This is a genomic window from Brevundimonas sp. FV1ye28 (assembly GCF_058681135.1).
Genome location: NZ_CM178731.1, coordinates 1,490,427 through 1,516,944, shown reverse-complemented (window position 1 = coordinate 1,516,944; position 26,518 = coordinate 1,490,427). Strand labels below are relative to the sequence as shown.

Annotated in this window: 22 protein-coding genes; 18 read left to right on the top strand and 4 right to left on the bottom strand. The window is 66.2% G+C overall.

All coding sequences use genetic code 11. The annotated features are described in order from the left end of the window. Positions 1-102 precede the first annotated feature (102 nt). From flgK to ACW171_RS07525, 8 genes are all read left to right on the top strand, one after another. The gene (flgK, locus tag ACW171_RS07560; RefSeq protein WP_492096462.1) at positions 103-2,220 is read left to right on the top strand and encodes a flagellar hook-associated protein FlgK; all 2,118 of its coding nucleotides are present in this window, start codon (positions 103-105) and stop codon (positions 2,218-2,220) included. After that, positions 2,220-3,176: a flagellin gene (locus tag ACW171_RS07555; RefSeq protein WP_492096461.1), complete on the top strand. Its 957-nt coding sequence runs from the start codon at positions 2,220-2,222 to the stop codon at positions 3,174-3,176. The genes flgK and ACW171_RS07555 overlap by 1 nt, the downstream gene beginning before the upstream one ends. 66 nt (positions 3,177-3,242) lie before the next feature. Further along, complete coding sequence (locus tag ACW171_RS07550) at positions 3,243-4,484, top strand: putative DNA modification/repair radical SAM protein (RefSeq protein ID WP_492096460.1); 1,242 nt, start codon at positions 3,243-3,245, stop codon at positions 4,482-4,484. Next, positions 4,484-5,932: a UdgX family uracil-DNA binding protein gene (locus tag ACW171_RS07545; RefSeq protein WP_492096459.1), complete on the top strand. Its 1,449-nt coding sequence runs from the start codon at positions 4,484-4,486 to the stop codon at positions 5,930-5,932. The genes ACW171_RS07550 and ACW171_RS07545 overlap by 1 nt, the downstream gene beginning before the upstream one ends. 108 nt (positions 5,933-6,040) lie before the next feature. After that, the gene (locus ACW171_RS07540; RefSeq protein WP_492096458.1) at positions 6,041-7,159 is read left to right on the top strand and encodes an MlaE family ABC transporter permease; all 1,119 of its coding nucleotides are present in this window, start codon (positions 6,041-6,043) and stop codon (positions 7,157-7,159) included. 8 nt (positions 7,160-7,167) lie between these two features. Then, entirely contained in the window at positions 7,168-7,950 is a 783-nt protein-coding gene (locus ACW171_RS07535; RefSeq protein WP_492096457.1) for an ABC transporter ATP-binding protein, read from the top strand. 11 nt (positions 7,951-7,961) lie between these two features. Then, entirely contained in the window at positions 7,962-8,900 is a 939-nt protein-coding gene (locus ACW171_RS07530; RefSeq protein WP_492096456.1) for an MlaD family protein, read from the top strand. Further along, positions 8,897-9,502 (top strand): ABC-type transport auxiliary lipoprotein family protein, encoded by a 606-nt coding sequence (locus ACW171_RS07525; RefSeq protein ID WP_492096455.1) that lies wholly within the window; start codon positions 8,897-8,899, stop codon positions 9,500-9,502. The genes ACW171_RS07530 and ACW171_RS07525 overlap by 4 nt, the downstream gene beginning before the upstream one ends. On the opposite strand, the gene ACW171_RS07520 is transcribed toward ACW171_RS07525, so the two are convergent. From ACW171_RS07520 to ACW171_RS07505, 4 genes are all read right to left on the bottom strand, one after another. Further along, positions 9,499-10,584 carry a toxic anion resistance protein gene (locus ACW171_RS07520; RefSeq protein ID WP_492096454.1) on the bottom strand — a complete coding sequence of 362 codons (1,086 nt, stop codon included), beginning with the start codon at positions 10,582-10,584 and terminating at the stop codon, positions 9,499-9,501. The genes ACW171_RS07525 and ACW171_RS07520 overlap by 4 nt on opposite strands. Before the next feature lie 97 nt (positions 10,585-10,681). After that, positions 10,682-11,341 carry a 3-oxoacid CoA-transferase subunit B gene (locus ACW171_RS07515; protein ID WP_492096453.1) on the bottom strand — a complete coding sequence of 220 codons (660 nt, stop codon included), beginning with the start codon at positions 11,339-11,341 and terminating at the stop codon, positions 10,682-10,684. Then, positions 11,341-11,745 (bottom strand): carboxymuconolactone decarboxylase family protein, encoded by a 405-nt coding sequence (locus ACW171_RS07510; RefSeq protein ID WP_492096452.1) that lies wholly within the window; start codon positions 11,743-11,745, stop codon positions 11,341-11,343. Before ACW171_RS07510 ends, ACW171_RS07515 begins: the two co-directional genes overlap by 1 nt. Position 11,746: 1 nt before the next feature. After that, entirely contained in the window at positions 11,747-12,451 is a 705-nt protein-coding gene (locus tag ACW171_RS07505; RefSeq protein ID WP_492096451.1) for a CoA transferase subunit A, read from the bottom strand. A gap of 297 nt (positions 12,452-12,748) precedes the next feature. Between ACW171_RS07505 and ACW171_RS07500 the strand changes: the two genes are divergently transcribed. From ACW171_RS07500 to ACW171_RS07455, 10 genes are all read left to right on the top strand, one after another. Continuing rightward, a complete protein-coding gene (locus ACW171_RS07500) occupies positions 12,749-13,627 on the top strand; it encodes an SGNH/GDSL hydrolase family protein (RefSeq protein ID WP_492096450.1) in 879 nt (292 codons plus the stop codon). Beyond that, a complete protein-coding gene (locus ACW171_RS07495; RefSeq protein ID WP_492096449.1) occupies positions 13,624-14,427 on the top strand; it encodes a GDSL-type esterase/lipase family protein in 804 nt (267 codons plus the stop codon). Before ACW171_RS07500 ends, ACW171_RS07495 begins: the two co-directional genes overlap by 4 nt. Continuing rightward, on the top strand, positions 14,428-15,831 hold the full coding sequence (locus ACW171_RS07490; RefSeq protein ID WP_492096448.1) for an MBOAT family O-acyltransferase: 1,404 nt from the start codon (positions 14,428-14,430) through the stop codon (positions 15,829-15,831). It abuts the gene before it with no gap. Between the two features lie 10 nt (positions 15,832-15,841). Then, positions 15,842-16,375, top strand: a complete 534-nt coding sequence (locus ACW171_RS07485; protein ID WP_492096447.1) for a hypothetical protein — start codon at positions 15,842-15,844, stop codon at positions 16,373-16,375. A gap of 66 nt (positions 16,376-16,441) precedes the next feature. Continuing rightward, positions 16,442-19,735 carry an amidohydrolase family protein gene (locus ACW171_RS07480; RefSeq protein WP_492096446.1) on the top strand — a complete coding sequence of 1,098 codons (3,294 nt, stop codon included), beginning with the start codon at positions 16,442-16,444 and terminating at the stop codon, positions 19,733-19,735. Positions 19,736-19,845: 110 nt separating this feature from the next. Beyond that, positions 19,846-20,073 carry a DUF6894 family protein gene (locus tag ACW171_RS07475; protein ID WP_492096445.1) on the top strand — a complete coding sequence of 76 codons (228 nt, stop codon included), beginning with the start codon at positions 19,846-19,848 and terminating at the stop codon, positions 20,071-20,073. After that, entirely contained in the window at positions 20,073-20,777 is a 705-nt protein-coding gene (locus ACW171_RS07470; RefSeq protein ID WP_492096603.1) for a Crp/Fnr family transcriptional regulator, read from the top strand. Before ACW171_RS07475 ends, ACW171_RS07470 begins: the two co-directional genes overlap by 1 nt. A 395-nt stretch (positions 20,778-21,172) precedes the next feature. Further along, the gene (locus ACW171_RS07465) at positions 21,173-23,005 is read left to right on the top strand and encodes a Ca2+-dependent phosphoinositide-specific phospholipase C (protein WP_492096444.1); all 1,833 of its coding nucleotides are present in this window, start codon (positions 21,173-21,175) and stop codon (positions 23,003-23,005) included. A 131-nt stretch (positions 23,006-23,136) separates the two neighbouring features. Beyond that, a complete protein-coding gene (locus ACW171_RS07460) occupies positions 23,137-25,923 on the top strand; it encodes a TonB-dependent receptor (RefSeq protein WP_492096443.1) in 2,787 nt (928 codons plus the stop codon). Between the two features lie 81 nt (positions 25,924-26,004). Next, positions 26,005-26,511, top strand: a complete 507-nt coding sequence (locus ACW171_RS07455) for an RNA polymerase sigma factor (RefSeq protein WP_492096442.1) — start codon at positions 26,005-26,007, stop codon at positions 26,509-26,511. Positions 26,512-26,518 lie beyond the last annotated feature (7 nt).

Sequence of the window (26,518 nt, the reverse complement as noted above, 5' to 3'; positions counted from 1 at the left end):
GATGTTCAAGAAAATCAAGGCGTTGCCAAACGCGTCTCTGCGCGTGGCTGGGCAAGACACGCAGCCTGCCGGGCAGGGCTTGCCGGGCGGAGGGTTAATCGGATGAGCCTGAGCACCATCCTGAACATCGCCAACTCGGGCTTGCAGACGGCCCAGACGCAGTTGCGCGTGGTTTCCGACAACGTCTCCAACGTCAACACGCCCGGATACGTCCGCAAGATCGCCGATCAGGTCTCCCTGACGACCCAGGGCGTGGGCACGGGCGTCGAGGTCGCGCGCGTTCGGATCGCCACCGACCGGTTCCTGCAGGCCGCCGCGCTGAACGCCGGCGCCGAGGCGAGCCGTCAGGGCGTGCGCTACGAACTGTACGATCGCATTCAGTCTCTGTTCGGCGATCCGGGCGGGGATACGGGCTTCTTCTCCCAGATAGACGACGTCTTCTCGTCCTTCGCCGTGGCGGCCGAGGATGCGGTGTCGGGACCGCGTCGTCAGGACGCCCTATTCAAGACCCAGGCGATCTTCGACGAAGCGGGTCGGATCTCGAACCAGATCCAGGCGGTGCGCGAGGATGCCGACGGCCGGATTCAGAGCGCCGTCGAGAAGGCGAACAGCCTGTTGCAGCAGATCGAGACGCTGAACGTCGATATCGCCAAGGCCACGGTGTTGAACGGCGACGCCTCGGGCGCGCAGACGCAGCAGGCCAAGCTGGTCGATGAACTGTCCAACCTGATGGACGTCCAGGTCACACAGCGGTCTGTGGGCGGTGTGTCGATCCGTACCGGCGCCGGTCTGTTGCTTGCGGGGGCGGGTGCCGCGAAGCTGGATTACAACCGCGCGGGCACGGTCAACGCGGAGACGGCCTTCAACGAAATCTGGGTCACCGAGCCCGGTGGGATCAAGCGACCCTTCGCCGACGGATTGAAGTCGGGCGAGATCAAGGGGCTGCTGGAGCTGCGCGACGTCGATGCGCCCCAGACGGCCGAGCGGCTGGCGGAACTGGTCACCCACGTCGCCGACGAGCTCAACCGCGCGCACAACGCCAACGCCGCCGTGCCCCCGCCCACCAGCTTGACCGGCAAGAATGTCGGTCAGAGCCTGGCTGGCGCCCTGACAGGCTTCACGGGCGAGACGACGATCGCGCTGGTCAATCCAACGACGGGCGTTATAGCGACGCGGGCGGACATCGTGTTCTCGGGTTCGATCCTGACCATCAACGGCGTGGCCTCGACCCCGGCCAACTTCCTGACCGATCTGAACACGGCTTTTGGAGGGGCGGCGACCGCCAGCTTCGTCGACGGCAAGCTCAGCATCACGTCCGCGAGCGCCAACGGTGTCGCGATCGCCGACAGCGCCACGACACCGAGTTCGAAGGCCGGACGCGGCTTCTCCCACTACTTCGGCATGAACGACCTGATCTCGACGGATCGTCCAGCGCTGTACGACACCGGCATGACGGCTGCATCGCCGCACGGCTTCACCGCCGGTGAGACACTGAGCTTCCGCTTCACAGGGGAAAGCGGCGCGAAGCTCCGCGATATCCAGGTGGCGATCCCGGCCGGCGGGACCGTAGGCGACCTTCTGACCGCGTTGAACAGCACGACGACCGGCGTCGGCCGCTATGGCTCTTTCGCCATCGACGCGACCGGCGAGATCAAGTTCACGGCCCTGGGTGATCCAGCGCCGCGCATGACCGTTCTGGAAGATACGACGACCCAGGTGCCGTCCGGCGTGTCGGCGACCGAGTTGTTCGGCCTGGGCGGCGGGGTTCGAGCCTCACGCGCCGATGGGTTCAAGGTACGGACCGACATCCAGCAAAGCCCGTCGAAACTGGCCTTGGCGCAGTTGAACCTCTCGGTTGCGGCGGGTGCCTCGGCGTTAAGTTCCGGCGACGGTCGCGGCGCGCTGGTGCTGGCTGACGCGGGCCAGAAGACGGTCCGGTTCTCGGCTGCCGGCGACAGTCCCGGCGGCAATCTTTCGGTGTCGCGTTACGCTTCGGAGCTGTCTGGCGAAATCGGCGGCAAGGCCCAGGCGGCCAAGACCCGCCAGCAGAGCGCACAAGCTCTGTCGACCGAGGCCGACGCCCGTCAGCAGAACCACGAGGGTGTGAACCTGGATGAGGAGCTGGTCTTGATGACCACCTATCAACAGGCCTTCAACGCCTCGGCCCGGATGATCCAGGCCGCCAAGGACATGTACGACACGCTTCTGGGGATGATCTGATGACCCGCGTTTCAACCAACGGAAACTACCAGTCTGCGCTGCTGAACCTGATGCAAGCGCAGCAGACCCAGAATGAGGCCGGAGAGCGGGTCCAGACGGGCAAGATCGCCACTGATTTGACTGGGTTCGGTCGAGGCTCCGAGACGCTGACGGCGCTGAAAGGCGCGGCGGCCCGGGTTCAGGGGTTTCTCGATACCGGAGAAGCCGTCGCCGCCCGGCTGGATGCACAGGATCTATCGCTTACGGTGGTTGTCGATGCCCTGAGCGGCGCACGCGAGGCGATCGGGAGCGCGCTGGCCTCGGACTCGACCTCGACATTGATGCTCGACCTCGAAGGTCAGTTTCAGTCGGCGGTGAACGGTCTGAACTATCGCCATCAAGGCGGCTATCTGTACTCGGGCGCGAACACGACCAAGGCGCCGGTCTCGGTCTCGACCTTGGCAGAACTGGCGGCGACGCCTGCCATCGCGGACGCCTTCACCAACGATCAGATCAAGCCGGTGTCGCGAATCGCGGAGAATACGTCTCTCGAGACCGGCTATCTGGCTGACGGCTTCAACTTCACCGACTCTGACGGAGTCACGCAAAGCCATATCTTCCAGATATTCAAGGATATCAAAGCCTACAACGACGATCCCGCCACTGGACCTCTGACAGGAAAGCCCACGGACACGCAAAAGGCTTTCCTGACTGCTCAGCTGAAGCGGCTCGACTCCGCATCGACCGTCGCCATCGATGCGGCGGCTCGCAACGGGTCTCTCGCCCAGCGGGTTGAGCAGGTGACGGTCAGCCATGAGGCCCAGCAACTTTCGTTGAACGAGCTGGTGTCCGGCCGGACGACTGCCGACCCGTTGAAGTCCGTCACGGAGCTGCAGTTATCCCAGGTGGCGGTGCAGGCGTCGGCGCAGGTCGTGGCGCAGCTCAAAGACGTCTCTCTCTTGAATTATCTGAGATAAGTCGGCCTCCAGACTCTTGAACGGCCACGCTGGACCTCGATCGTGAAATGGAACATACCATGAACGATGGCCCAGCTGGATCTCAGACGAAAGCTGGCGGTGCTTGCCGATGCGGCGAAGTACGATGCCTCCTGCTCGTCGTCGGGCACGTCCAAGCGCGATAGCCGCGGGGGCAAGGGGATCGGCTCCACCGAAGGCATGGGCATCTGTCACGCCTATACGCCGGACGGGCGGTGCGTGAGCCTGCTCAAGATCCTGCTGACCAACTTCTGCATCTACGACTGCGTCTACTGCATCAACCGCGTGTCCTCGAACGTGCAGCGGGCCCGGTTCAGCGTGGAAGAAGTCGTTGAACTGACGCTCAACTTCTATCGCCGGAACTATATCGAGGGTCTGTTCCTGTCGTCGGGCATCATCCAGTCCGGCGACTACACGATGGAACAGCTGGTGCTGGTGGCGAAAAAGCTGCGCGAAGAGCATGATTTTCGCGGCTACATCCACCTGAAGCTGATCCCCGAAGCCGATCCGAAGCTGGTCGAGGAGGCGGGGCTCTATGCAGACCGCCTTTCGGCCAATATCGAACTGCCGCGCGACGAGGCCATGGGCCGGCTGGCGCCGCAGAAGGACGTCGGCGTCATCAAAAAGGCGATGGCGAATGTCCGGCTCAAGGTCGAGGCGGCGAAACCGCAGAAGAAGGATCGAGCGCGGCCGCCGAAGTTCGCTCCGGGCGGGCAGTCGACGCAGTTGATCGTCGGCGCGGACGGGGCGCCGGATACCGAAATCCTGGATCGGTCGGCTTCGCTTTATGGCGGCTATGGCTTGCGGCGGGTTTACTATTCGGCCTTTTCGCCGATCCCGGATTCCAGTTCGGCGCTGCCGTTGTCGAAGCCGCCGCTGATGCGAGAGCACAGGCTTTATCAAGCCGACTGGCTCATGCGCTTTTACGGCTTCTCGGTGCCGGAAATCGGGGAGGCGTCGACCGGCGGAATGCTGGATCTGGCGATCGACCCGAAACTGGCCTGGGCGCTGAACCAGAGGGCGCAGTTCCCGGTCAATGTGAACACCGCGCCACGAGAGATTCTGCTGCGCGTGCCGGGGCTGGGGGTAAAGTCGGTGGACCGGATGATCTCTGTGCGCCGGTATCGGACATTGAGGCTGGAAGACATCGCGCGGCTTTGTCGGGGGATCGACAAGGTGCGGCCTTTCATCACCACCTTGGACTGGACGCCGGGCGGGCTGACCGATGCGGTGGACTTGCGAGAGCGGCTGGTGGGGCAACCGAAGGCCGAGCAGCTAAGCCTGTTCTGATGCCGACGGCGGAGCTGGCGAACGAGACCGATTTCGACGGGTGGCGAAAGGCCGCGCGGGCGTTCCGGCTCGCCGGGGTGGGCCCGGCGGACGCGCGGTTCGTGGTGGCGGGGGCGGAAGAGACGGGGTCCTTGTTCGACACCCCATCCGTGCACCCCGGCGAAGGCCGGAAGGGTGAAGCCCAGTTCACCGTGCCTCAGGCCTTCGTGGACATCGCACAGGAGGTGATCCTGCATCGGTCGGCCGATCGGTTCGACCTGATGTATCGGCTGCTGTGGCGGCTGAGAGACGAGCCGGACCTGATGAAGGTCGTGTCGGATCGCGACGTCGCCGACGCCATGGAGCGGGCGAAGAACGTCAGCCGCGCCTCGCACAAGATGAAGGCCTTCGTCCGTTTCCGCGCGGTTCCGGACGAGGAGGGAGAAACCTACGTCGCCTGGTTCGAGCCGGCCCATCGGGTGCTGGAGAAGACGTCCGGCTTCTTCGCGCGCCGATTCACGACCATGCGATGGACGATCCTGACGCCGGATGGATCGTGTTTCTGGAACGGTGAAGCTCTGACGTTCGGCCCGGCCGCCGACGCGTCGGATGCGCCGCAGGACGACGAGATCGAGGAGTTCTGGAAGACCTACTACGCCTCGACCTTCAATCCGGCGCGGCTGAAGGTTCAGACCATGCAGGGCGAGATGCCCAAGCGATACTGGAAGAACTTGCCGGAAGCGTCACTGATACCGGAACTGGTGGCCGCGTCGCACGCTCGGACGGAAGTCATGGTCGCCGCGCAGCACACAGAACCCAACGGCCGTTTGGCCAAGGCCATCGCTCGTTCGGTCCGCGACGGGTCGTGGGAGGAGGGATTCATCGCCTCCGATCTGGAAGAACTGCGCCACGGCGTGCAGGCCTGTCGCCGGTGCCCGCTTTATCAGGACGCGACCCAGGGGGTGTGCGGCGAGGGGCCCAGGGCGGCGAAACTGATGATCGTGGGCGAACAGCCGGGGGATCAGGAGGATCTGGCAGGTCGACCCTTCGTGGGACCGGCGGGGCAGGTGCTGGACGCCGCCCTGGACGAGGCGGGCATCGACCGGACCGATGTCTATGTCACCAACGCCGTCAAACATTTCAAGCACGAGCCGCGCGGTAAACGGCGGCTGCACAAGACACCGACGACCAGCGAAGTCTCGGCCTGTCGCTGGTGGCTCGACCAGGAACGACGGATCGTGCGGCCGAAGGTGACGCTGGCGCTGGGCGGGACAGCGTCTCTCGCCATGCTGAACCGCAAGGTGGCGGTGACGCAGGAGCGGGGGCGGGCCCTGGCGCTGTCGGATGGATCGAAGGCGATGATCACCGTCCACCCGTCCTATCTGCTGCGCATTCCGGACGCCGAGGCCAAGGTTCGCGAGCGGGCCGCCTTCGTGCGAGACCTGAAGGCGGTTCGCGATCTCTTGTAACGCTGCGCATAGCGGCTGTTGCCGAACGAAGACGGCCTGTCTTTCATGCGGTTTCGGCACGGCTTTCGGGCATGGGCGATTCGCCGTGGCTCGGCTAAGGGTGGTCGGATGAAAACGGCCGATTTCGAGATTGAGGACGCCAAGGGCGACGCGACCGTGCTCAAGCTCACGGGCGACTGGACGACCATGTCGCTCGGTCAGGCGGCGCTGCGGCTGGGCGACAAGCTGGAAGGCGTCAGCATCGAGCACGTCGATCTGTCGGAGCTGGGTCGGTTCGATACGGCGGGCGCCTTGGCCCTTGTCCAGGCGTCGAACTTCGCCATGCCGACCGACGCCTTTGAAAGCCGCCCCGAGGCGGGCCGCATCTATGCCATGGTCGAGACCCTGGAACGCCAGAGCGCCGAGCCGCCGAGACGGCCTTCGTCTTTCGTTCGCATCTTCTCCAAGATCGGCCACGGGGTGCATGACGCGGCGGCGGAGATGCTGCTGTCGATGGCTTTCCTGGGGCGACTGATGGGAGCGACCGGCTATGCGCTGAGGCATCCTGGCGCGATCCGCTGGCCGGCGTGGGTCAGCCAGGTCGAGCGGTCTGGTCTGGACGCGCTGCCGATCGTGGCCGTGACAAACTTCTTCATCGGCGCCGTCATCGCCTTCCTGGGCGCGAACCTTCTGACCCAGTTCGGGGCCGGGGTGTTCACGGTGCAACTGGTCGCCGTGGCGGTGTTGCGCGAACTGGCCGTGCTGATCACCGCCATCCTGTTGGCGGGCCGTTCGGCTTCGTCCTTCGCGGCCGAGATCGGCTCGATGCGGATGAATCAGGAGGTCGACGCCATGCAGGTCATGGGCGTCAATCCATTCCAGGCCCTGGTGATTCCAAGGCTGACGGCCATGCTGATCATGATGCCGCTGCTGACCTTCATCGGCATGGTGACCGGCTTCATCGGCGGCGGCATCGTGACCTGGAGCCAGCTGGACTACGGCCCGGCCTTCTTCATTCAGCGCATCAACGAAGACCCGATGATGGGCACCCATCTTATGGTCGGTCTGGTCAAGGCGCCGGTGTTCGCCGTGGTCATCGCCGCCATCGGCTGTCGGCAGGGGATGGCGGTGGCGGGCGACGTCGAGAGCCTGGGCCGGCGGGTGACTGCGGCTGTGGTGCAGGCGATCTTCGCAATCATCACCCTGGACGCCGTGTTCGCCCTGGTCTTCCTGGAGTTGAACCTGTGAGCGCGCCCATGAAGGACGCGCCGAAGCCGCGCGAAAATCTGATCGAAGTCCGGGGCCTGCTCAGCCAGTTCGGCGACCAGGTGATCCACCGTGACCTGGATCTGGACGTCCAGCGCGGCGAAGTGCTGGGCGTCGTCGGCGGGTCGGGCACGGGCAAGACGGTTCTGCTGAACTCCATCATCGGGCTGAAGGAACCCGAGGGTGGGACCGTCAGCATCTTCGGCCACGACGTGGGTGGAGCGACCGACGCCGAGCGTCAGGACATCGAACGGCGAACCGGCGTCCTGTTCCAGCAAGGGGCCCTGTTCAGTTCGTTGACTGTGCTGGAAAACGTCGCCTCGCCGATGGTCGAGCATACGAAGCTGCCCAAGAATACCATTCGCGAGCTCGCCGAGATGAAGATCGCCATGGTCGGCCTGAAGCCCGAGAGTCATCACCAGAAGCCGGCGGAACTGTCGGGCGGGATGAGGAAACGCGTCGGTCTGGCCCGCGCCTTGTCGTTGGATCCCGAGTTGATCTTCCTGGACGAACCGACGGCGGGGCTGGACCCGATCGGGGCGGCGGCCTTCGACGACCTGATCCGGAAGCTTTCCGACGACCTGGGTCTGACCGTCTTCATGATCACCCACGACCTCGATAGCCTCTATGCCATCTGCGACAAGGTGGCGGTGCTGGCGGACAAACAAGTGATCGAAAAGGCCACGGTGCAGGAACTGGAGAAATCCGACCACCCGTGGATCAAGGAATACTTCCTGGGGCCGCGCGGACGCGCGGTCACCAAGGCGGCTTAGGACGAGACGAAATGGAAAGAGACGCACATTACGCCGCAGTGGGCATAGCCACCGTCGCCCTGCTGGCGGCGCTGGCGGTGTTCGCCATCTGGCTGGCCCGGCTCCAGTTCAACGACGACTACGACATCTATGACATCGTCTTCTATGGACCGGTGCGCGGCTTGTCGGAAGGCGGCGAGGTCCACTTCAACGGCATCCGCGTCGGCGAGGTCACCGACCTGAACCTTGACCCCGAAAAGGGCGATCAGGTCATCGCGCGTGTGCGCCTGAACGGCACGACGCCGGTGCGGGTTACCTCGCGCGCCCAGTTGGAGCCGCAAGGCATCACGGGCCTGAACTATATCCAGATCACGGCCGGCACGGACGGCAGCGCCCTGCTGAAGACCCAGTATCCCGAAAACGTGGTTCCGGTGATCCAGTCCCAGCCGTCGCCGATCGCCGAACTGCTGTCGGGTTCGGGCACGGTGCTGGCCCAGACGGTGGATGCGCTGAACCGGATCAACCGCGTTCTGTCCGACGACAATATCCGCAGCTTCTCGACCAGCTTGAAGAACGTCGAGGCCCTGTCGACCGAGCTTGAGGCTCGCAAGGGCATGTTCGAAGACCTGGAGAAGGCGCTGGAGAACGCCAACGGAGCCATCGCCGAGTACCGCGCCCTGGGCGTCGACGCGCGCCGATTGGTCAACACCGACGGCCAGCAGGCGATCCAGAACATCAACGCCGCGACCGCCGACGCCCGCACCGCCATCGCTTCGATCAATCGGACGGCCAACGCCATCGAGGGACCGGCCGGCGAGTTCGCCACGACCGGCGTGCCGCAGCTGCTGGAGGCGATCCAGGGGCTACAGGAGGCGACGGAATCCTTGCAGGGCCTGGTGGACGATGTCCGATCCAGCCCGCGCGACTTCATCGGACGGGCGCCGTCCCAGGAACTGGAGGTCCAGCCGTGATCCGCACCCTCGCCCTCGCGGCCATCGCCGCCGTTTCGTTGTCAGGGTGCGCCCTGTTGTCGTCGCCGGACCCCGTACAGCTCTATCGCTTCGGCGATCCGACCGGGACGGCGACGACGGCCGTCGCATCGCCGGTGCAGGTCAAGCTGCGCTCGGTCGAAATGCCCCAGGCGTCACAAGGTGACCGTTTGCTGGGCGTGACGGGATCGGAAGCCGCCTATATCGGCGGCGCCCGTTGGGTGTCGCCGTCTCTGATGCTCTACAGCGACGCGCTGGAAGCGTCATTCGCCTCTCAGGCGCGGACGGTGCGGTTGATCGGGCGTCGTGAGCTGACGCCGACGACGCGTCTGCTGGACGTTGACGTGCGGGCGTTCGAAACGCGGTACGAATACGCCGGCGGAGCGCCGACCGTGGTCATCACGGCGCGGGCGCGGCTGCTGCGCTTCCCGGAGCGGACGGTGGTGTCGGAACAGACCTTCACGGTCAGCCAGCCGGCGGGCGAGAACCGCATCTCGGCCATCGTGGACGCCTATGATGTGGCCACGCGCGACCTGAATACGCAGATCGTGTCCTGGACGGATTCCAACGCGACGGGCAGCTAGGCGGCGAGGGTCATCGCTGCGGCCTGAGGCGGACAGGCGCGGGCGTCGAGTTCGGCGCGGCGGGCCTGTGCGGCGGAAAGCTCGCGGCCCGCGGCCTGAATGCGGTCATCGAGAGCGGTCGAAGCGTTCGCCAAACGGGCGCGGTCGGGGCGGGTCTTTTTCGGGCGTTTGCCCTTGAGACCCAGGGCGTCCCGCCAGTCCGCCCGCCAGGCTTCGACGCCGTCACAGACATCTTTCAGCAAGGCGGGGGCGCGGCAGTCGGCATTCTGCGCCGCGCGCAGCAGTGGCAGGCGGCCGATCGCCGTGGCCCGGACGCCCTCCAACGCCACCAGACGGATTTCCAGCGGATGGGGCAGCGCGGCGACCGGTGAAACTTCGGGTTCGGCGCTCGGCGAATTCTCGATCGCCTCGCCGGCGTCCGCGGTGACGCCAATGGTCTCGGGTGCGGCGGCTTGGACAGGCTCGACCACTTCCGTATGCGCCGCGGCGTCGGCCTGGGCTTCGCAGCGTTCGTGAGTGTCTTCGGGCGTCTTCGGCTCCGCCGCGACGGCATTGATCGAAGCGGTGGCCTGATCGACGGGCGAGGCGGCCTCGTTGACCAGCCAGCCTCGGGCGGCGGCGATGTGGGCGTCGAGCTCGGCAATCGCGTCGCGCGTCTCGGACCACAGGGTTTCCAGTGCGTTTCCCTTGCGGGCCAGGGCGCCGGCGCGGTCCCCGATGTCGGCGGCGGACTGGCCGACCGCCGAGGCGACCAAGGCGTAACCGGCGCGAAAATCCTTCAGCCGCTTGTTTCGGCTGTCGAAAAGTCCAGCGAAGCCTGATCTGGGTTGCAGACGCGCGGGGTCGAGACCGGCGACGCGATCACGAACATGGTCGAGCAGCAGGCGGCACTCGCCAAGATCGCCGCTGCGGGTCTCTGCCAGGGTCCGGTCGTTCAGCGACGCGAGATTGGCGCGAGCGACCTCGCCAAAGGCGGCACAGGTCTCCGGCTCGTCGATGATCGTGTAGCGGATAGCCGCCACGCGTGCGGGATCCGGCTTCGGTGCGCCGCCCGGCGGACTGATCGACCCCGCAACACCCATGTCACCCTCCGTCACCGGCCATTCTGGTGGGGCCTGATCTGCTCGGAAAACCGCGAACACTTTTCCGGATCAGGCCGTGCGGGCCGGTCGGAGAGAACTATGCCGCAGCTTTTAACGATAGGGAAACCGTGTAGGTCGCCTCGGTCTTTGCGGCGACCTCTTCCAAGGTCACGCCGTCGGCCAGTTCGATCAGTTCCAGGCCCGCGCCGCCGGGCTTGACGTCGAAGACGGCCAGGTCGGTGATGATGCGGCTGACAACCCCCGTGCCGGTCAGGGGCAGGGTGCAGGACTTCAGCACCTTGGACTGGCCGTGCTTGTTCGCGTGTTCCATGACGACCACGACGCGCTTCACGCCCGCGACCAGGTCCATGGCGCCGCCCATGCCTTTGACCAGCTTGCCCGGGATCATCCAGTTGGCGATGTCGCCGTTCTCGGCGACTTCCATGGCGCCCAGGATGGACAGGTTGATGTGGCCGCCGCGGATCATGGCGAAGCTGTCGGCCGAGCTGAAATAGGCGCTCTCCGGGATCTCGGTGATCGTCTGCTTGCCGGCGTTGATCAGGTCGGCGTCGACGTCCTCGTCATAGGGGAAGGGGCCCATGCCGAGCATGCCGTTCTCGGACTGGAGGGTGACCTCCATGCCGGCCGGAATGTAGTTGGCGACCAGGGTCGGAATGCCGATGCCCAGGTTCACATAGAAACCGTCCTGCAGTTCCTGGGCGGCGCGTTCGGCGAGCTGTTCGCGGGTGCGGGGCATCAGTTTTCTCCGGTATCGGGCAGGGGGCTGACGCCCCGTTCGGCGAAGACGCGTTTGGCGACGCGCAGGGCGTTGGTGGCGGCGGGGAAGCCCGCATAGATGGCGACCTGCATCAGGGCCTCGACGATTTCGGCGGGGGTGATCCCCACCGACAGGGCGCCGTTAATGTGGCCCTTCAACTGATCGACAGGATGGCCGAGGCCGGCGAGGATGCCGAGGGTCACGAACTGGCGGCTCTTCGGGTCGAGGCCGGGACGGCTCATCATCTCGCCGTAGCCGAACTCCACCATCATGTCGGCGAAGTCGGGGGCGATGGGGGCCATGCCCTTGCGCAGCGCCCCCTCCAGACCCGGATCCAGCGTCGCCATATAGGCCGCGCCGCGATCGGCGCGTTCGTTCGACACCTTAGGCCTCTGCGCGCTGGCGGATGGTGCGCTGTTCGATCCGCTTCTCGAACGTGCCGACGAACAGGCGGTCGACGTAGACGCCCGGCGTGTGGATGTTGTCCGGGTCGAGCGAGCCGACGGGGACGATCTCCTCCACCTCGACGACGGTGGTCTTGCCCGCTGTGGCCATCATCGGGTTGAAGTTGCGGGCGGTCTTGCGGAAGACGAGGTTGCCGCGCTCATCGGCCTTCCACGCCTTGACGATGGCCAGATCGGCGACGAGGCCGGTCTCCATGACGTAGTCGCGGCCGTCGAAGGTACGGACCTCCTTGCCCTCGGCGACCAGGGTGCCGACGCCGGTGGCGGTGAAGAAGGCCGGGATGCCGGCGCCGCCCGCGCGGATGCGTTCGGCCAGGGTGCCCTGCGGGTTGAACTCCAGCTGCAGCTCGCCGGCCAGGTACTGGCGTTCGAACTCCTTGTTCTCGCCGACGTAGGAGGAAATCATCTTGGCGATCTGACGCGTCTCCAGAAGCTGGCCGAGGCCGAAGCCGTCCACGCCCGCGTTGTTGGAGATGACGGTCAGCCCCTTAACGCCCGAGGCCTTCAACCCGGCGATCAGGTTCTCGGGGATGCCGCACAGACCGAATCCGCCGGACATGACGGTCATGCCGTCGAACGTCAGGCCCTCGAGCGCCGCAGTGGCGTCGGCGTAGATCTTGCGCATCGCTTCCTCGTTTATTTCACCGATGGATGAATATCGGTGGCTTTGACCGTCCATACGGCGGTCGGAACCTCTGGGCAAGGTAGCGAAGTGAGAGGCCGAGCGCCATTGATCCAGCGCCGCGACGCTTCCGTCGGTGTACCCCGACCCCCACCGTTCGAGAGAGCGATGGATATCACCACGAACTCCCAGCGAACGCCGACAGTAACCTTTATCCTCGTGCGTGGCGCGTGCGGCATGGCGGGGGCGAACCGCGCCGGTCTATAAGCGGCACAACAGTTTCCGGTCGGGGTGGGGCGTTTGCGCGCGGGCATCAATGCAGTGACGGCGGCCCTGGTCGTCGGGGTCCTGATCGGGCTGGCGCTGACGCCGGACGGACGAGGCTGGCTGCGTCGTCCGACCCTGATGCTGGGGGGCGTGGCCAGCGCCTCGGCCGGTCCCGAGCCCATCGCGCCCGCGCCGCTGCCGGTCGTGGCCGCGCCGCTTGCCCCCGTCCTGACCCCTCTGGCCGAGAGGGCCGCGCAAGGCCAGCTGAGGATCGGGGTGTTCGGGGACTCCATGGCCGACGGTCTGTGGACCGGCCTCTATCGCGAGATGCGCGGCCAACCCGGCGTGACGGTGACCAAGTTCAGCGAAGTCTCGACGGGGCTCAGCCGCTACGACTACGTCGACATCCAGGCCAAGACGGCGCGCCAGATCGCCGATCAGCCGGTCGATGTCGCGGTCATCCTGTTCGGCACCAACGACGCCCAGGGGATCAGCATCGACGGCGAGCTCCATGACTTCGGCACGGACGGCTGGAAGCTCGCCTACGCGAAACGGGTCGACGACCTGGTCGCGATGCTGCGGGGTCAGAACGTGGCGGTCTACTGGATCGGCTTGCCGACGATGAAGCGGGCGAGCTTCGACGCCAAGATGACCCTGATCAACGCGGTCGTGTCGGCGCGGATGCAGGCGCTGGGCGTGCCTTATCTCGAGACCGAGACGATCACCCGGAACGCCGAGGGCGAATACGACGCCTACCTGCCGGAGACAGGCACCGGGCGTCGGCGGCTGATGCGGGCCAATGACGGGATCCACATGTCGATGGCCGGATACCTGCGGATCACCGAGCCGGTGGCGGCGCGGTTGAAGCGGGACGCGGGGCTGGTCAGCCCGGTCGCAGAACCGGCGGCGTGATCCGGGCTCTGGCCGTTATCGCAGGACTGGCGCTGGCGGGATCGGCCGCGGCGCAGGAACGCCCCTATACGCCTCTGCCGTCACCGGTCAGCGCGACCTGTCCGGGTGGCCTGTGCCAGCCCGAGGCGTTGGACGCCTTCTTCCGCGCGCTGGCGGAACTCCGGCCGGTGCGCATCGTCCAGTTTGGGGACAGCCATACGGCAGGCGGCGACATCACCAACTCCCTGCTGTGGCGGCTGCAGTCGCGGTTCAGCCGCGCGCCGATCGAGCTGAACACCCACGGAGTGATCGGGGCGACGCTGAACGGCATGGCGGACAAAGAGCCCCTGTTCGACGGCGGTGAGACGGGCGCGGACCTGGTGGTCATCGCCTATGGCACCAACGAGGGGTTCGACGAACTGCTCGACCCACGCGCCTATGAAGCCCTGTTGCGGGCGCAGATCGAGCGGGTTCGCCGTGAGGCGCCAGGCACGGCCATACTGATCCTCGGTGCGCCCGAGGCGATGCGGGGTGACGGCGGCGGACGGTGTGCGGGCGACCTCGACCATCGCTGGAAGGCTCCGGACATGCTGTCGGTGGTGCGGGACGTGCAGCATCGCGTCGCGGCGTCGATGGGCGTCGCGTTCTGGGACTGGAGGGGCCGCATGGGGGGAGACTGTTCGGCCTTCGCCCTGGCGCAGGGGGATCAACCCCTGATGCGCGGCGACCATGTGCACTTCACCTTCGCGGGCGGCGACTGGATCGGGTCCCTGCTGGCCGCCGACATCATCGCCGCCTACGACCGGCGGGGAGGACGCTAGGTGCTGTTCCCGACGCTGGCCTTCGGCGTGTTCTTCCTGTTCGTCTATTTCACCGCCTGGTCGCTGGATCGTGAGAACGGGCGGCGAAAGCTGTTCCTGCTGCTGGCCAGTTGGTTCTTCTACGCCCAGTGGGACTGGCGGTTCGTCGCCCTGCTGATCGCCTCGGCTATCCTGAACTGGGGTGTGGCGGTCCTGATTGACCGCTCCAGCGAGAGCGGGCGACGCAAGTGGCTGGTGGGCCTCGGCGTCGCGGCCAACCTGGTGATCCTTGGCTTCTTCAAATACTACGGCTTCTTCGTCGAACAGGCGGGCGATCTGCTGGCCCGGTTCGGGTGGGAGCGGGACCTGCCGCTGTTGCAGATCGTGCTGCCGGTCGGGATCAGCTTCTTCACCTTCCAGGGCATCAGCTACGTCGTTGATGTGCATCGCGGTAAGACGCCGGTCGCGAAGTCGCTGCTCGACGTCATGCTGCTGATGAGCTTCTTCCCGCATCTGGTCGCCGGGCCGATCGTGCGGGCGTCGGATCTGCTGCCCCAGTTCGACCGCGCGCCGCGCCTGACGCGGGAGATGGCGACGCACGGCCTGCTGCTGATCTGCTGGGGGCTGTTCAAGAAGACGGTGATCGCATCGGAGCTGTCGGTGCGGCTGGTCGATCCGGTCTTCTTCGATCCGGCGTCCTACGGAACGCTGGACCTGATGGCGGCGGTCTATGGCTATGCGGTCCAGATCTACTGCGACTTCTCGGCCTATTCAGACATGGCGATCGGGATCGCGGCACTCTTGGGCTATTCCTTCCCGCGCAACTTCGATCAGCCGTATCGCGCCAGTTCGATGCAGGATTTCTGGCGGCGCTGGCACATCAGCCTGTCGAGCTGGCTGAGGGACTATCTCTACGTGCCGCTGGGGGGAGGCAAGAAGGGGCTGGTCCGGTCGTGCCTGAACGTCTTCATCACCATGTTGCTGGGCGGGCTGTGGCACGGGGCGGCGTGGACCTTCGTCGCCTGGGGCGCGCTGCACGGCGGGGTGCAGGTGGTGGAACGTCTGGGACGGTCGGTTCTGGGCGACCGCAAGGGACCGCCCGCGTGGCTGGGCGTGCTGGTGACCTTCCATATCGTCTGCCTGGGCTGGATCCTGTTCCGGGCCGAGACCTTCCCGATGGCGATGGAGGTGCTGACGGGTCTGGGACGGCTCGAGCCCGCGACCCTGGTGACGCCCTTCCTGGCCGTGCTGATCGTCGGCGGTCTGGCCATGCACTGGCTGCCGCCACGCGCGGCCGAGGGGATCGCGACCTGGCTGAAGCCGGCACCGTCCCTGACCATGGGCCTGTTGATCGGTGTGGCCATCCTGTTGGTCGAGGCGGTGCGGCCCGACGGCGTGGCCCCCTTCATCTATTTCCAGTTCTGAGGGGCATGAAATGAGCGACCGCCCCGACGATCCCGAAATCCCTCTGGCGCCTTTCCCGACGGCCTTGCCTGCCAACCCCTTCCCGCCATTGGAGGGGGAGACGGCCGAGCCCTATCTGGACGAACCGGTCGAAAACGCCGGACCGGATGCCACGGCAGAACCTTCGAGCGACTGGATCGAGACAGCGGACGCGCATGACCTGCCGACCGCGCCGGAGCCGGTCAATCCGCTGTTGGCGCTCGGCCGCTTCGCCTTCCCGCCGGGAGAACCGCCCGACGAGGAGGGTGTTGCCGCGCGCGACCGCCGCTGGACCAGCCGCGTCATCGTGGTGGCGACGGTCTTCCTGCTGATCTTCAACGCCGTGTCGATCCAGAACTGGTCGCGCCAGCAGGCGCCGGGCTGGGTGACGACGACCGTGCGTCGTCTCGCCGACGTCTGGGCCGAACAGATCGCTCAGCTGGGTGCCGACCAGCCGAGACAGGCCGTCCGCGACGGCTACCAGGCCGGGCGTGATGCCGGCTGGTCGGCGCGCCCTCGCGACTGAACCGGGTCTCGCCAAAGCTCTGACGGCTCCCTAAACAGGCGGGAAAGAGATTTGGGGAATTGTCACATGCTGATGCGTGTCGTGCTGAGCGCCGTTCTGGCGGCCTCCTTCGCCAATACCGGCTGGGCCCAGACCGCTGCGCCGGAACCGGCGATCGTGCCCGCCGCGCCGCTGGCCGAGGAGCCCGAGGCTCCGAAGTGGGATATACAGACCCCGCCGGGACCGGCTCACGACGCCGCGATCGACGTGACCGAAGGCACCTGGATGGCGCTGGACGTCAGCCCGGATGGTCAGGAGATTGTCTTCGACCTTCTGGGCGACATCTATGTCATGCCGATCGGGGGCGGCGAGGCGCGCGCCATCGCCTCGGGCGTCGCCTGGGACATGCAGCCGAAATACTCGCCGGACGGAACGAAGATCGCCTTCACCTCCGATCGCGACGGCGGCGACAACATCTGGGTCATGAACCGCGACGGGTCGAACCCGACTCAGGTGTCGGACGAGAGCTTCCGCCTGCTGAATTCTCCAGACTGGTCGCCGGACGGCGAGTTCATCGTGGGCCGCAAGCATTTCACCGGCACGCGCTCGCTGGGAGCCGGCGAGATGTGGATGTATCACCGCTCGGGCGGCGGCGGGGTGCAACTGACCACACGCCGGACGCAGCAGAAGGATTCGGGCGAACCCGCCTTCTCGCTGGACGGCCGATATCTCTACTTCTCGGATGACAACACGCCTGGCGATGTCTTCGAATACTCCAAGGATGTGAACGGCGAGATCTACGTCATCCAGCGGCTGGACCGCGAGACGGGCGAGGTCGATGAGTTCCTGGGCGGGCCGGGCGGTTCGATCCGGCCGACACCCTCGCCGGACGGCAAGAGCTTGGCCTTCATCCGTCGTGTTCGCTACCAGTCGACCCTCTACGTCATGGACATCGAGACCGGGCGCGAGACGGCCATCTATGCGGGCCTGGACCGCGACCTGCAGGAGACCTGGGCCATCCACGGCGTCTATCCGGCGATGAGCTGGACGCCCGACAACCGCTCGATCGTCTTCTGGGCCGGCGGCAAGATCAACCGCATTGATGTGGCCAGCCGCGAGGTGACGGAGATCCCGTTCCACGTCGCCGACATCCGCCGCATTCAGGAGGCTATCCGCTTCCCGGTCGAGGTCGCACCCGACACCTTCGACGTGAAGATGGTGCGCTGGGCCCGGACGTCGCCGGACGGATCGCGCGTGGTCTATGAGGCCCTGGGCAATCTGTGGATCAAGGATCTGCCGAACGGCGCGCCGCGTCGCCTGACGCGCCAGTCGGACCACTTCGAGCTCTATCCGAACTGGTCGCGCGACGGCCGCTCGATCGTCTACACGACCTGGGACGATCAGGATCTCGGCACGGTCCGCGTGATCCCGGCGGGCGGCGGCGAAGGCCGCGTCGTGACGACCAATCCCGGCCACTACATCGAGCCGACCTTCTCCCCCGACGGGCGGACCGTTGTCTTCCGCAAGGTGGCGGACGGCTTCCTGACCTCGGGCCTTTGGAGCCGCGAGCCGGGGATTTATCGCGTGCCGACCTCGGGCGGTGCGGCGACCTTCGTCACCGATGCCGGGCGCGAGCCCCAGTTCGGGGCTTCTGACGACCGCATCTATTTCACCGGCCGATCGGACGGCAAGGCGGCGCTGAAGTCGGTCGATCTGGGCGGGCATGACGAGCGGGTTCACCTGACCTCGGAATGGGCGGCGGACTTCGTACTGTCGCCGGACGAGCGCTGGGTCGCCTGGACCGAGCGGTTCAACGCCTTCGTGTCGCCGTTCACGCGAACCGGTCGCCCAGTCGCCCTGTCGGCGGATGGCAAGGCCCTGCCGCAGACCCGGTTCACGCGCGACGCGGGCGACTGGGTTCACTGGTCGGGAGACAGCAGTCGCCTGAGCTGGTCCCTGGGGCCGCAGTTGTTCAGCCGCGAGCTGAACCAGGGCTTCGCCTTCGTCGAGGGCGCTCCGGCCGAACTGCCCAAGCCACCGGAAACCGGCATCGACCTCGGCTTCCAGCAGGCCGCCGACCGCCCGGAAGGCCGTCTGGCCCTCACCGGCGCCCGGATCGTCACCATGAACGGGGACGCGGTCATCGAGGACGGGATCATCGTCACCAACGGCAACCGGATCGAAGCCGTCGGGCCGCGCGGCGAAGTCTCGGTTCCGGCCGGAGCGACCGTGGTCGACGTCAGCGGCAAGACCATTATCCCGGGTATCATCGACGCCCACTGGCACGGCTCCATGGGGTCGGACGAGATCATCCCGCAGCAGAGCTGGGTCAACTACGCCGCCCTGGCCTTCGGGGTCACCACGATCCACGATCCGTCCAACGACACCTCCGAAATCTTCGCCCATTCCGAACTCGCCCGCGCCGGCCGGGTCGTGGGGCCGCGCATCTTCTCGACGGGCACGATCCTGTACGGAGCGAACACGCCCTTCACGGCGGTGGTCAACGATCTGGACGACGCCCTGTCGACCCTGCGGCGGATGCAGGCCGTCGGAGCCTGGAGCGTCAAGAGCTACAACCAGCCGCGTCGCGAACAGCGCCAGCAGATCCTTGAGGCTGCGCGTCAGCTGGGCATGAACGTGGTGCCGGAGGGCGGGTCGCTCTACGAGCACAACATGACGATGATCGTGGACGGCCACACGACGATCGAGCATTCAATCCCGCTGGCCCGTCTCTACGACGATGTCCACGACCTGTGGCGTCAGTCGGATGTCGCCTACAACCCGACCCTGGTCGTGGCCTACGGCGGGGCCTTTGGCGAGAACTACTGGTACCAGGAGAGCGAGGTCTGGAACCATCCGATCCTGACCCAGTACGTCCCGCGCCGCATCCTCGACGCCCGCGCCCGTCGCCCGACGACCCAGCCCGCCGACGAGTGGAACCACATCCGGATCGCCGCACAGGCCAAGGCGCTGAACGATCTGGGCGTCGTCGTCGAGATCGGCGCTCACGGCCAGCGCGAAGGCCTGGGTGCCCACTGGGAGATGTGGATGCTGCAACAGGGCGGCTTCACGCCGATGGAGGCTTTGCGAGCCGGCACGCTGAACGGCGCTAGGGCGCTGGGTCTGGACCGCGACGTGGGTTCGCTGGAGGTCGGCAAGCTGGCCGATCTGGTGGTGCTGGATTCCAATCCCCTGGACAGCATCCGCAACACCACGGCGATCCGCTACACACTGGCCAACGGACGTCTCTACGATGATCGCATGAACGAAGTCGGGCTGCGTACGCGCGCCCGGGCGCCGTTCTGGTTCGAGAACGGGAACGATCAGGGCTTCGCGGTCGGGGCGGCTGATGCGGAGGGGCACGGCCACGACGGGCACTGACCGATGACCGGGTTCGCCATTGACGGCCGCTGATCCGCGAAACCCCTGGAACCTCCGTGGTGCCTTGGATCTTCTGCCCCTGCTGGTCAGCACGGCCGACGGAGACTGAAATGCCCCGCTATTTCTTTCGCTTGAGCAATGGTGACGTGATGAAGGATCACGAGGGCGAGGAACTCGCGGATCACGAGGCGGCCCGTGCGGTCGCCCTCGAAGTTTTCGCCGAGACAATTCCATCCAAGCGCGCGACCTTGGCGAGGGGCGGGCACTATGAGGTGATGGTGACCGATGAGGACGCTGCGCCCGTGTACAGCGTCACAGCCAATGGCCGTTGCTACTGATGATCACGTCTGACGAGGACCCGAACGAGAACCGGCTGTGGGCAGCCCTGTCCGCAGACGACAAAGCCGCGCTGCGCCCCTCCATGACGCTCCGGCACCTGCCTCAAGGCGATGTCGTGACCCGCGCCGGCCATGACGTGAAAGTGGTCTATCTGCCGATCACGGCGGATCTGGCCAATGTCATCCGGTTCGATGATGGGCGCGCGGGAATGGCGACCAATGTTGGACGCGAGGGCGTGACGGGCCTCGCCGCCTTCCTGGCGAATGAGGCGTGCGGCTGGGACGTCGAAGTGCAGATCGCTGGCGACGCGTGGGCCCTGCCTGCGGATATGCTCAGGGCGAGGGTGCTGGACAGTCCGCCGCTGCTGCGGCTTCTCATGCGTCTGACCCACAACAACCAGATCGAGGCGGCCCAGAATGCGGTTTGCAACTCAGTGCATACGGTGACGCCTCGTCTGGCGCGCTGGTTGTTGACGATTCAGGACCGGACCGGACGCGACGAGTTTTCCCTGACGCAGGAAGACCTCGCCAACACGATGAGCGTGCGACGGACGACTGTGAACGCGTCCTGGCAAGAACTCGGCCAGGCAGGAGGCATCCGCGCGCGACGAGGCGTGGTGAAGATCGTCAGCCGCGAGATTCTGGAGCACGCCGCCTGTGATTGCTACGACGCGATCCGAGAGCGGACTGCGACGCTCAAGTAGTCCCGGTGCCAAACGCCGCTAAAGGGGGGGCGACTATTCCGAACAGACGATGGTGGGTGATGTAGGTTTCTCCACTGGATACGACTATCAATAGGTCAGCTTCATGCTGAAGCCCATTTTTTATTAGGATTTTCGCAAGCTTTCACCGTCCGTAACGGCTACCAGTCTGCGCTGCACCATTTGAGTTCCTGGGTGAGCTGCACCGTTGTGCACAAACGCCCAAACAAAGCGGCGGCCCTGCCCAGACAAGCGACGCACCTTGGAGGGAGTTCGAAAGGCTTCTGCCGAAAGGTTGCTGAGGTCCGGGCCGCAAGCGCGGTTGTAGGAGGCGAGGCCCGCTGTGACGCCGCTGTCGCGAATGAATGCCAGGCCTCCACCGCTGCTTCGGAGGATCCATGCACGCCCTGCTTCTGTCTCTGCTCCTGTCGACCGGACCGATCGACCCGGCCGATTGCCGCCCCGAAGCGGCCGATGTGCAGGTCGCCGGCGGCGACGCCTGCGCCCGCGCCTGGATGGACCAGACTCTGCGACTCAACGACCTGCAGGCCGTCGGCACCCACAACAGCTACAAGCTGGCCATCCCCGCCGAAGAGCTGGCGGCCATGGTCGCGGCGGAGGGGGAGGGGGCGCTGGGCCTCGACTATGCCCACCGCCCGCTCGCCGAACAGTTGGACGCGGGTGCCCGCCAGCTTGAGCTGGACGTGCTGCACGACCCGGAAGGCGGCCGTTTCGCCCGGCCGCTGACGGTTCTGGGCGGCGGCGCCCCCGTCAGCGCGACCTTCACCGAGGCCATGGCGCGGCCGGGCTTCAAGACCCTGCACATGCCGGATGTCGATTTCCGCAGTTCGTGCCTGACCTTCGTCGCCTGTCTGGGCGAAGTCCGCGACTGGTCGGCGGCCCATCCGGACCATGCGCCGATCCTGATCATGCTCAACGCCAAGACCGGCCGGGCCTTAATGCCGGGCGGGACAACCCTGCTGGACTTCGATGCCGCAGCTTGGGACGCGCTGGACAAGGAGATCCGCTCGGTGTTCGACCCAGACCGGCTGATCACGCCGGACGCCATCCGTGGCGACCGCGCCTCCCTCAGGGAGGCCGTGCTCGCGGGCGGTTGGCCGACCTTGGCCCGGTCGCGCGGCAAGGTGTTCTTCGCGCTCGACGAGGGGCCTGCCAAGGTCGCCGCCTATGCCGACGGCCGACCGTCGCTGGAGGGCAGAGCGATGTTCGTCAACACCGACGAGGATTCGCCTGCCGCCGCCTATCTGACGCTCAACGATCCGGTGGCCGAACAGGACCGCATCCGCGCCGCAGTCGCCGCCGGCTTCGTCGTGCGCACCCGGGCGGATGCCGACACCCGCGAGGCCCGTCTGGCCGATCCGGAGCGGCGCAGCGCGGCGCTTGCCAGCGGGGCCCAGTATGTGTCCACCGACTATCTGTGGGCCGACCCGCGCTTTCCGACCTGGCAGGTGCGGCTGACCGGCGGCGCGGCGGCCACCTGCAATCCCGTGCGCGGCGCCGCGCGGTGCGACGACCTCGCCGTCGAGATGGTCGAGGGCGCCCCGATACGCGGCTATCTGGCCCAGGCGGACCGGCCGGACCTGACGACGGTGCTGGCGCCTCCGCCGGAGCCGGATTCCCCTCGCGACCGCGCCAACGCCGAGCTATTCCGCGAGGCCCGGGCGCTGAAAGGCTCGCCGCGCTGGACGCTGGCCGCCCACGACGTGACCGGCTCGATGTATGACCATTTCGCCGACGCCCTCGGCATGCGTTTGACCGAGGTCGAGGTTCCGGTTCTGACCGCGCTGCTGCACCGGTCGGGCAACGACCGGTCGGTGGTCGGGGAGGCCAAAACCCACTGGGGCACTCGGAGGCCCTGGGTTGGCTCCGACCTGCCGATCTGCGAGGCGAAGTCGGACCATCTGGCCGGCAATCCGGACTATCCCTCGGGCCATGCGGCCCATGGCATGCACGTGGCCATGATCCTGGCCGAACTGGCGACCTGGCGGGCCGATGCCCTGTATGCGCGAGGTCGCGAGTTCGCCGAAAGCCGCTACATCTGCGGCTCGCACAGCTACAGTGCCGCCGAGGCAGGGATCCTGGCCGGCGCGGTGATCTACGGCTCCGAGCAGGCCTCGGCGATCTTCCGCCGCGACATGGAAATGGCCCGCGCCGAGGTGGAGGCGGCACGGGCGCGGCGGTCGCCGCCGACGAACGCGACACCTCGGTGAAGATTGAATGAATTCCGCTGTCACACGCTGAGGGGCGTCTGGTGACGGTCGTTGATGCCTGCGGGGGCGAAGGCCGGCGATCCTCGCCGGCGGCCGCCGACGTCAACATCGACCCAGCGGGAATTCCAATGATGAAATCGATCAAAACCAGCGGCATGCGCCGCCGTCCCAACATGGCCCGGCTGATGGGCGGCTGCGCCCTCGCGGGCCTGATGAGCGCCGGAGTGGCCTCGGCCCAGGAGGCGCCTGCTCAGGCCGAGGACTCGGCCCAACTGGACGAGATCATCGTCACCGGCACCTACCAGCGCAGCCTTGAGCGGGCGATCGACATCAAGCGCGAGAACGTCGGCTTCTCGGACTCGATCGTCGCCACCGACGTCGCCAACTTCCCCGAACAGAACCTGGCCGAGGCGCTGCAGCGCATTCCCGGCGTCACCATCGAGCGCAACCGCGGTCTTGGCGGCCGCGTGAACGTACGGGGCCTGCCCAGCGAGTTCACCTTCGTCACCATCAACGACCTGGCCACGGCCTCGGGCGGCGGCGGCCGCGAGGTCGAACTGGACATCTTCGCCTCGGAGATCATCCAGCAGGTCACTGTGCAGAAGTCGCCGACGGCGGCGGACGAAGAAGGCGGCATCGCCGGCACGGTGAACATCACCACCGCCCGGCCGTTCGACTTCTCCGGCACCCGTGCCGTCGGTTCGGTCGAGGGCGCCTACAACTCCATCTCCGAAGAGATCGATCCCAAGGTCTCCTTCCTGGTTAGCGACACCTGGGGCGGCTGGGGCGCTCTGGCGTCCTTCTCGGCGGCACGCCGCACCAACCGGACCGACGCCAACTCGGGCATCAACTTCCGACCGGCCTTCCGCTTCCTGGAAGCTGGCGGCGTTCGCGAAGCGCAGGCGCTCGCCGTCCTGGCGCGCGACGCCGGCGTGGTCGTGTCGGATCCGAACGATCGCAACGAAACCGGCCGCATCATCTTCCAGGACAAGGTCGGCGACCGCGTCTATCTGAACACTCAGGACCAGTGGGGCGGCACCCTGTCGCTGCAGTATCGTCCGTCCTCGAATTTCGACCTGTCGTTCGACGCCATGCTAGGCGGCTATGATGCGACCGAGGACGAATACGACGCCGCCGCCTACTCGGCGTCCAGCCGCAGCACCTTCGAGACGATCCATGCCTTCGACGACACCACCCTGTCGGACTCGGGCATTGTGGTGCTGCGGGACGTCTCCTACACCGCAACCCAGCACGAGTTCCTGAGCAAGGAACGGATCAGCGAGACCGAATACGCCCAGTTTGGGAGCGAGCTGAACTGGCGCGGCGACGATTGGAGCCTGCACGCCCTGGCCGGCTATTCGGGCGCCGAGCGGACGATCGATTTCGCCAACCTGAAGCACGTCGCGTATGCGCCGTCGCGGACTCGCTGGACTGAGACAGGCGGCGAGACCATCCCGAGCGCCAACCCGGCGACGATCGACATGTACAATGCGCCGCAGCGGTATCTGTTCGAGGCCTACGAGACCAATCTCGAAAGCGTCAATGACGACAAATACGCTGCCCAGATCGACCTCACCAAAGACCTGTCGCTCGACTTCTTCCCGGCCCTAAGCCGCGTGCAGTTCGGCGCCCGCTACACGGACAAGACTAAGGACCGGCAATACGGCCAGCTGAACATCCAGGGCCCCGGACCGGGCGACGCCTCCTACGTCAATCGGCGGACCCTCGCCGACAGCCCGCTTACGTCCATCTCCGATCTGGTGCCCGGCGGCGCCTACAGCGCGCGGGAACTGACCTGGAGCCAGGTGTCGAATGAATACGCGCGTGAGACCTTCCGCTACGACGGGTTCGTCACGCCGTTCGATCCGGGTCAGTTCTACGAAGTGTCGGAAGAAGTCGTCAGCCTCAACGCCATGGCTGATCTGGACTTCGACCTGGGCCCGGTTCCGGTCGCGGTCAACGGCGGCGTCCGCTACGTCGACACCACCGTTGAGTCTGCGGGATTCTTCCAGATCCAAAACCCGAACGGCACCATCGGCTACACACCCGAGCCCGTGTCCAGCGAGGGGACCTATGACAAGGTCCTGCCGGCTATCAACTTCTCCGCCGATCTGACGGACAGTCTGGTGTTCCGCGGCGCCGCCTCCGAAACCCTGATCCGTCCGGCTCTGACCGATCTGGCCTACAAGCGCACCGCCAACTTCAACTCCTTCCGCTTCACCGACGGCAACCCGGGTCTGGAGCCGACCTACGCCAAGCAATGGGAACTGGGACTGGAGCATTACCTTCCGGAAGGCGGCCTGCTGGCCGTGTCCTATTTCTGGAAGGAGATCGAGGGCGTTGTCCGCAACGAACTGACCGGCACCGTGCCCAACGTCACCAAATACAACGCCAACGGCACGATCGACGGCGTGTATGAGTTCGACGTCTATCAGCCGGTGAACGCCGAAGGATCCTATGAGATCAGCGGCGTCGAACTGGTCGCCGTCGTTCCGTTTGGCCTGTTCTTCGCCCCGCTGGAGGGCTTTGGCATCAACGCCAACTACACAATCCTGGACAGTTCGCTGACCGGAGAGTCAGACCTCGACATCCCGACACCGCCGGTCGGACTGGCCGAGTCCACCTACAACGTCACCCTCTTCTATGAGAACGACCGCTTCCAGGCGCGCGCGTCCTACAACTTCAAGGACAAGTACGTCGAAGGCATCGGCTATGAAATGTATCCGATCTGGCGCGACGCCTATGGCCAGACTGACATCTCGCTCAGCTACAATCTCAACGACTCTATCCAGTTGAATGTCGAGGGCATCAACATCACCGACGAGGCGACCACCGGCTACACGATGGATCCGGCGTTCCCGACGACCTACGAACTGTCGGGCCGGCGCGTGTCCTTCGGTCTGCGGGCAAGCTTCTGATCCCCGCAAGTCCCGCCTGCATGGACGCCCCCTCCTCGCGAGGGGGCGTCTTCGCATGTCCGGCGCGGCGGAAAGGGTGCCATGTCGCCTGAAGCCGTCGTCGCCGATCTGCGCCGCGAACTGATCGTCTGGCTGACCCGCAAGGGCGGGGCGGCCGCCGACGTGGAGGATGTGGTGCAGGACGCCTTCCTGCGTTTCCACCGCGCCGGCCACCAGCTGGATACGCCGGACGCCCGGCCGCTGCTGTTCGTCATCGCTCGCAATCTGCAGAACGACCGCTGGAAGGCCGAGAGCCGCGACTCGCGCCGGCGCACGGACGACGACGTGCACGCGCTGGACGCCGGCCCCCGAGCCCTCGCCAGCGAGGCCAGTCCGGCCGACGACCGCCTGATCCAGCGTCAGAACCTGGCCGCCGCCGCGGCGGTCATCCGCGCCCTGCCGCCGCGTTGCCGCGACGCCTTCCTGTTGCACCGTTTCGAGGCCCTGACCTATCGCCAGATCGCCGCGCGGCTGGGGGTTTCGGTCAGTATGGTCGAGAAATACGTCGCAGAAGCGCTCCGCCAACTGAAAAAATCCCGGGAGCATTGAGGTGTTC

Coding starts and splice junctions, on each gene's coding strand:
- ACW171_RS07535 (WP_492096457.1), top strand. CDS start 7,168: ATGAAGGACGCGCCGAAGCCGCGCGAAAATCTGATCGAAGTCCGGGGC.
- ACW171_RS07505 (WP_492096451.1), bottom strand. CDS start 12,451: ATGCGCAAGATCTACGCCGACGCCACTGCGGCGCTCGAGGGCCTGACG.
- ACW171_RS07475 (WP_492096445.1), top strand. CDS start 19,846: ATGCCCCGCTATTTCTTTCGCTTGAGCAATGGTGACGTGATGAAGGAT.
- ACW171_RS07515 (WP_492096453.1), bottom strand. CDS start 11,341: ATGCCCCGCACCCGCGAACAGCTCGCCGAACGCGCCGCCCAGGAACTG.
- ACW171_RS07485 (WP_492096447.1), top strand. CDS start 15,842: ATGAGCGACCGCCCCGACGATCCCGAAATCCCTCTGGCGCCTTTCCCG.
- ACW171_RS07460 (WP_492096443.1), top strand. CDS start 23,137: ATGAAATCGATCAAAACCAGCGGCATGCGCCGCCGTCCCAACATGGCC.
- ACW171_RS07550 (WP_492096460.1), top strand. CDS start 3,243: ATGGCCCAGCTGGATCTCAGACGAAAGCTGGCGGTGCTTGCCGATGCG.
- ACW171_RS07520 (WP_492096454.1), bottom strand. CDS start 10,584: ATGGGTGTTGCGGGGTCGATCAGTCCGCCGGGCGGCGCACCGAAGCCG.
- ACW171_RS07540 (WP_492096458.1), top strand. CDS start 6,041: ATGAAAACGGCCGATTTCGAGATTGAGGACGCCAAGGGCGACGCGACC.
- ACW171_RS07480 (WP_492096446.1), top strand. CDS start 16,442: ATGCTGATGCGTGTCGTGCTGAGCGCCGTTCTGGCGGCCTCCTTCGCC.
- ACW171_RS07545 (WP_492096459.1), top strand. CDS start 4,484: ATGCCGACGGCGGAGCTGGCGAACGAGACCGATTTCGACGGGTGGCGA.
- ACW171_RS07465 (WP_492096444.1), top strand. CDS start 21,173: ATGCACGCCCTGCTTCTGTCTCTGCTCCTGTCGACCGGACCGATCGAC.
- ACW171_RS07530 (WP_492096456.1), top strand. CDS start 7,962: ATGGAAAGAGACGCACATTACGCCGCAGTGGGCATAGCCACCGTCGCC.
- ACW171_RS07555 (WP_492096461.1), top strand. CDS start 2,220: ATGACCCGCGTTTCAACCAACGGAAACTACCAGTCTGCGCTGCTGAAC.
- ACW171_RS07455 (WP_492096442.1), top strand. CDS start 26,005: ATGTCGCCTGAAGCCGTCGTCGCCGATCTGCGCCGCGAACTGATCGTC.
- ACW171_RS07470 (WP_492096603.1), top strand. CDS start 20,073: ATGATCACGTCTGACGAGGACCCGAACGAGAACCGGCTGTGGGCAGCC.
- flgK (WP_492096462.1), top strand. CDS start 103: ATGAGCCTGAGCACCATCCTGAACATCGCCAACTCGGGCTTGCAGACG.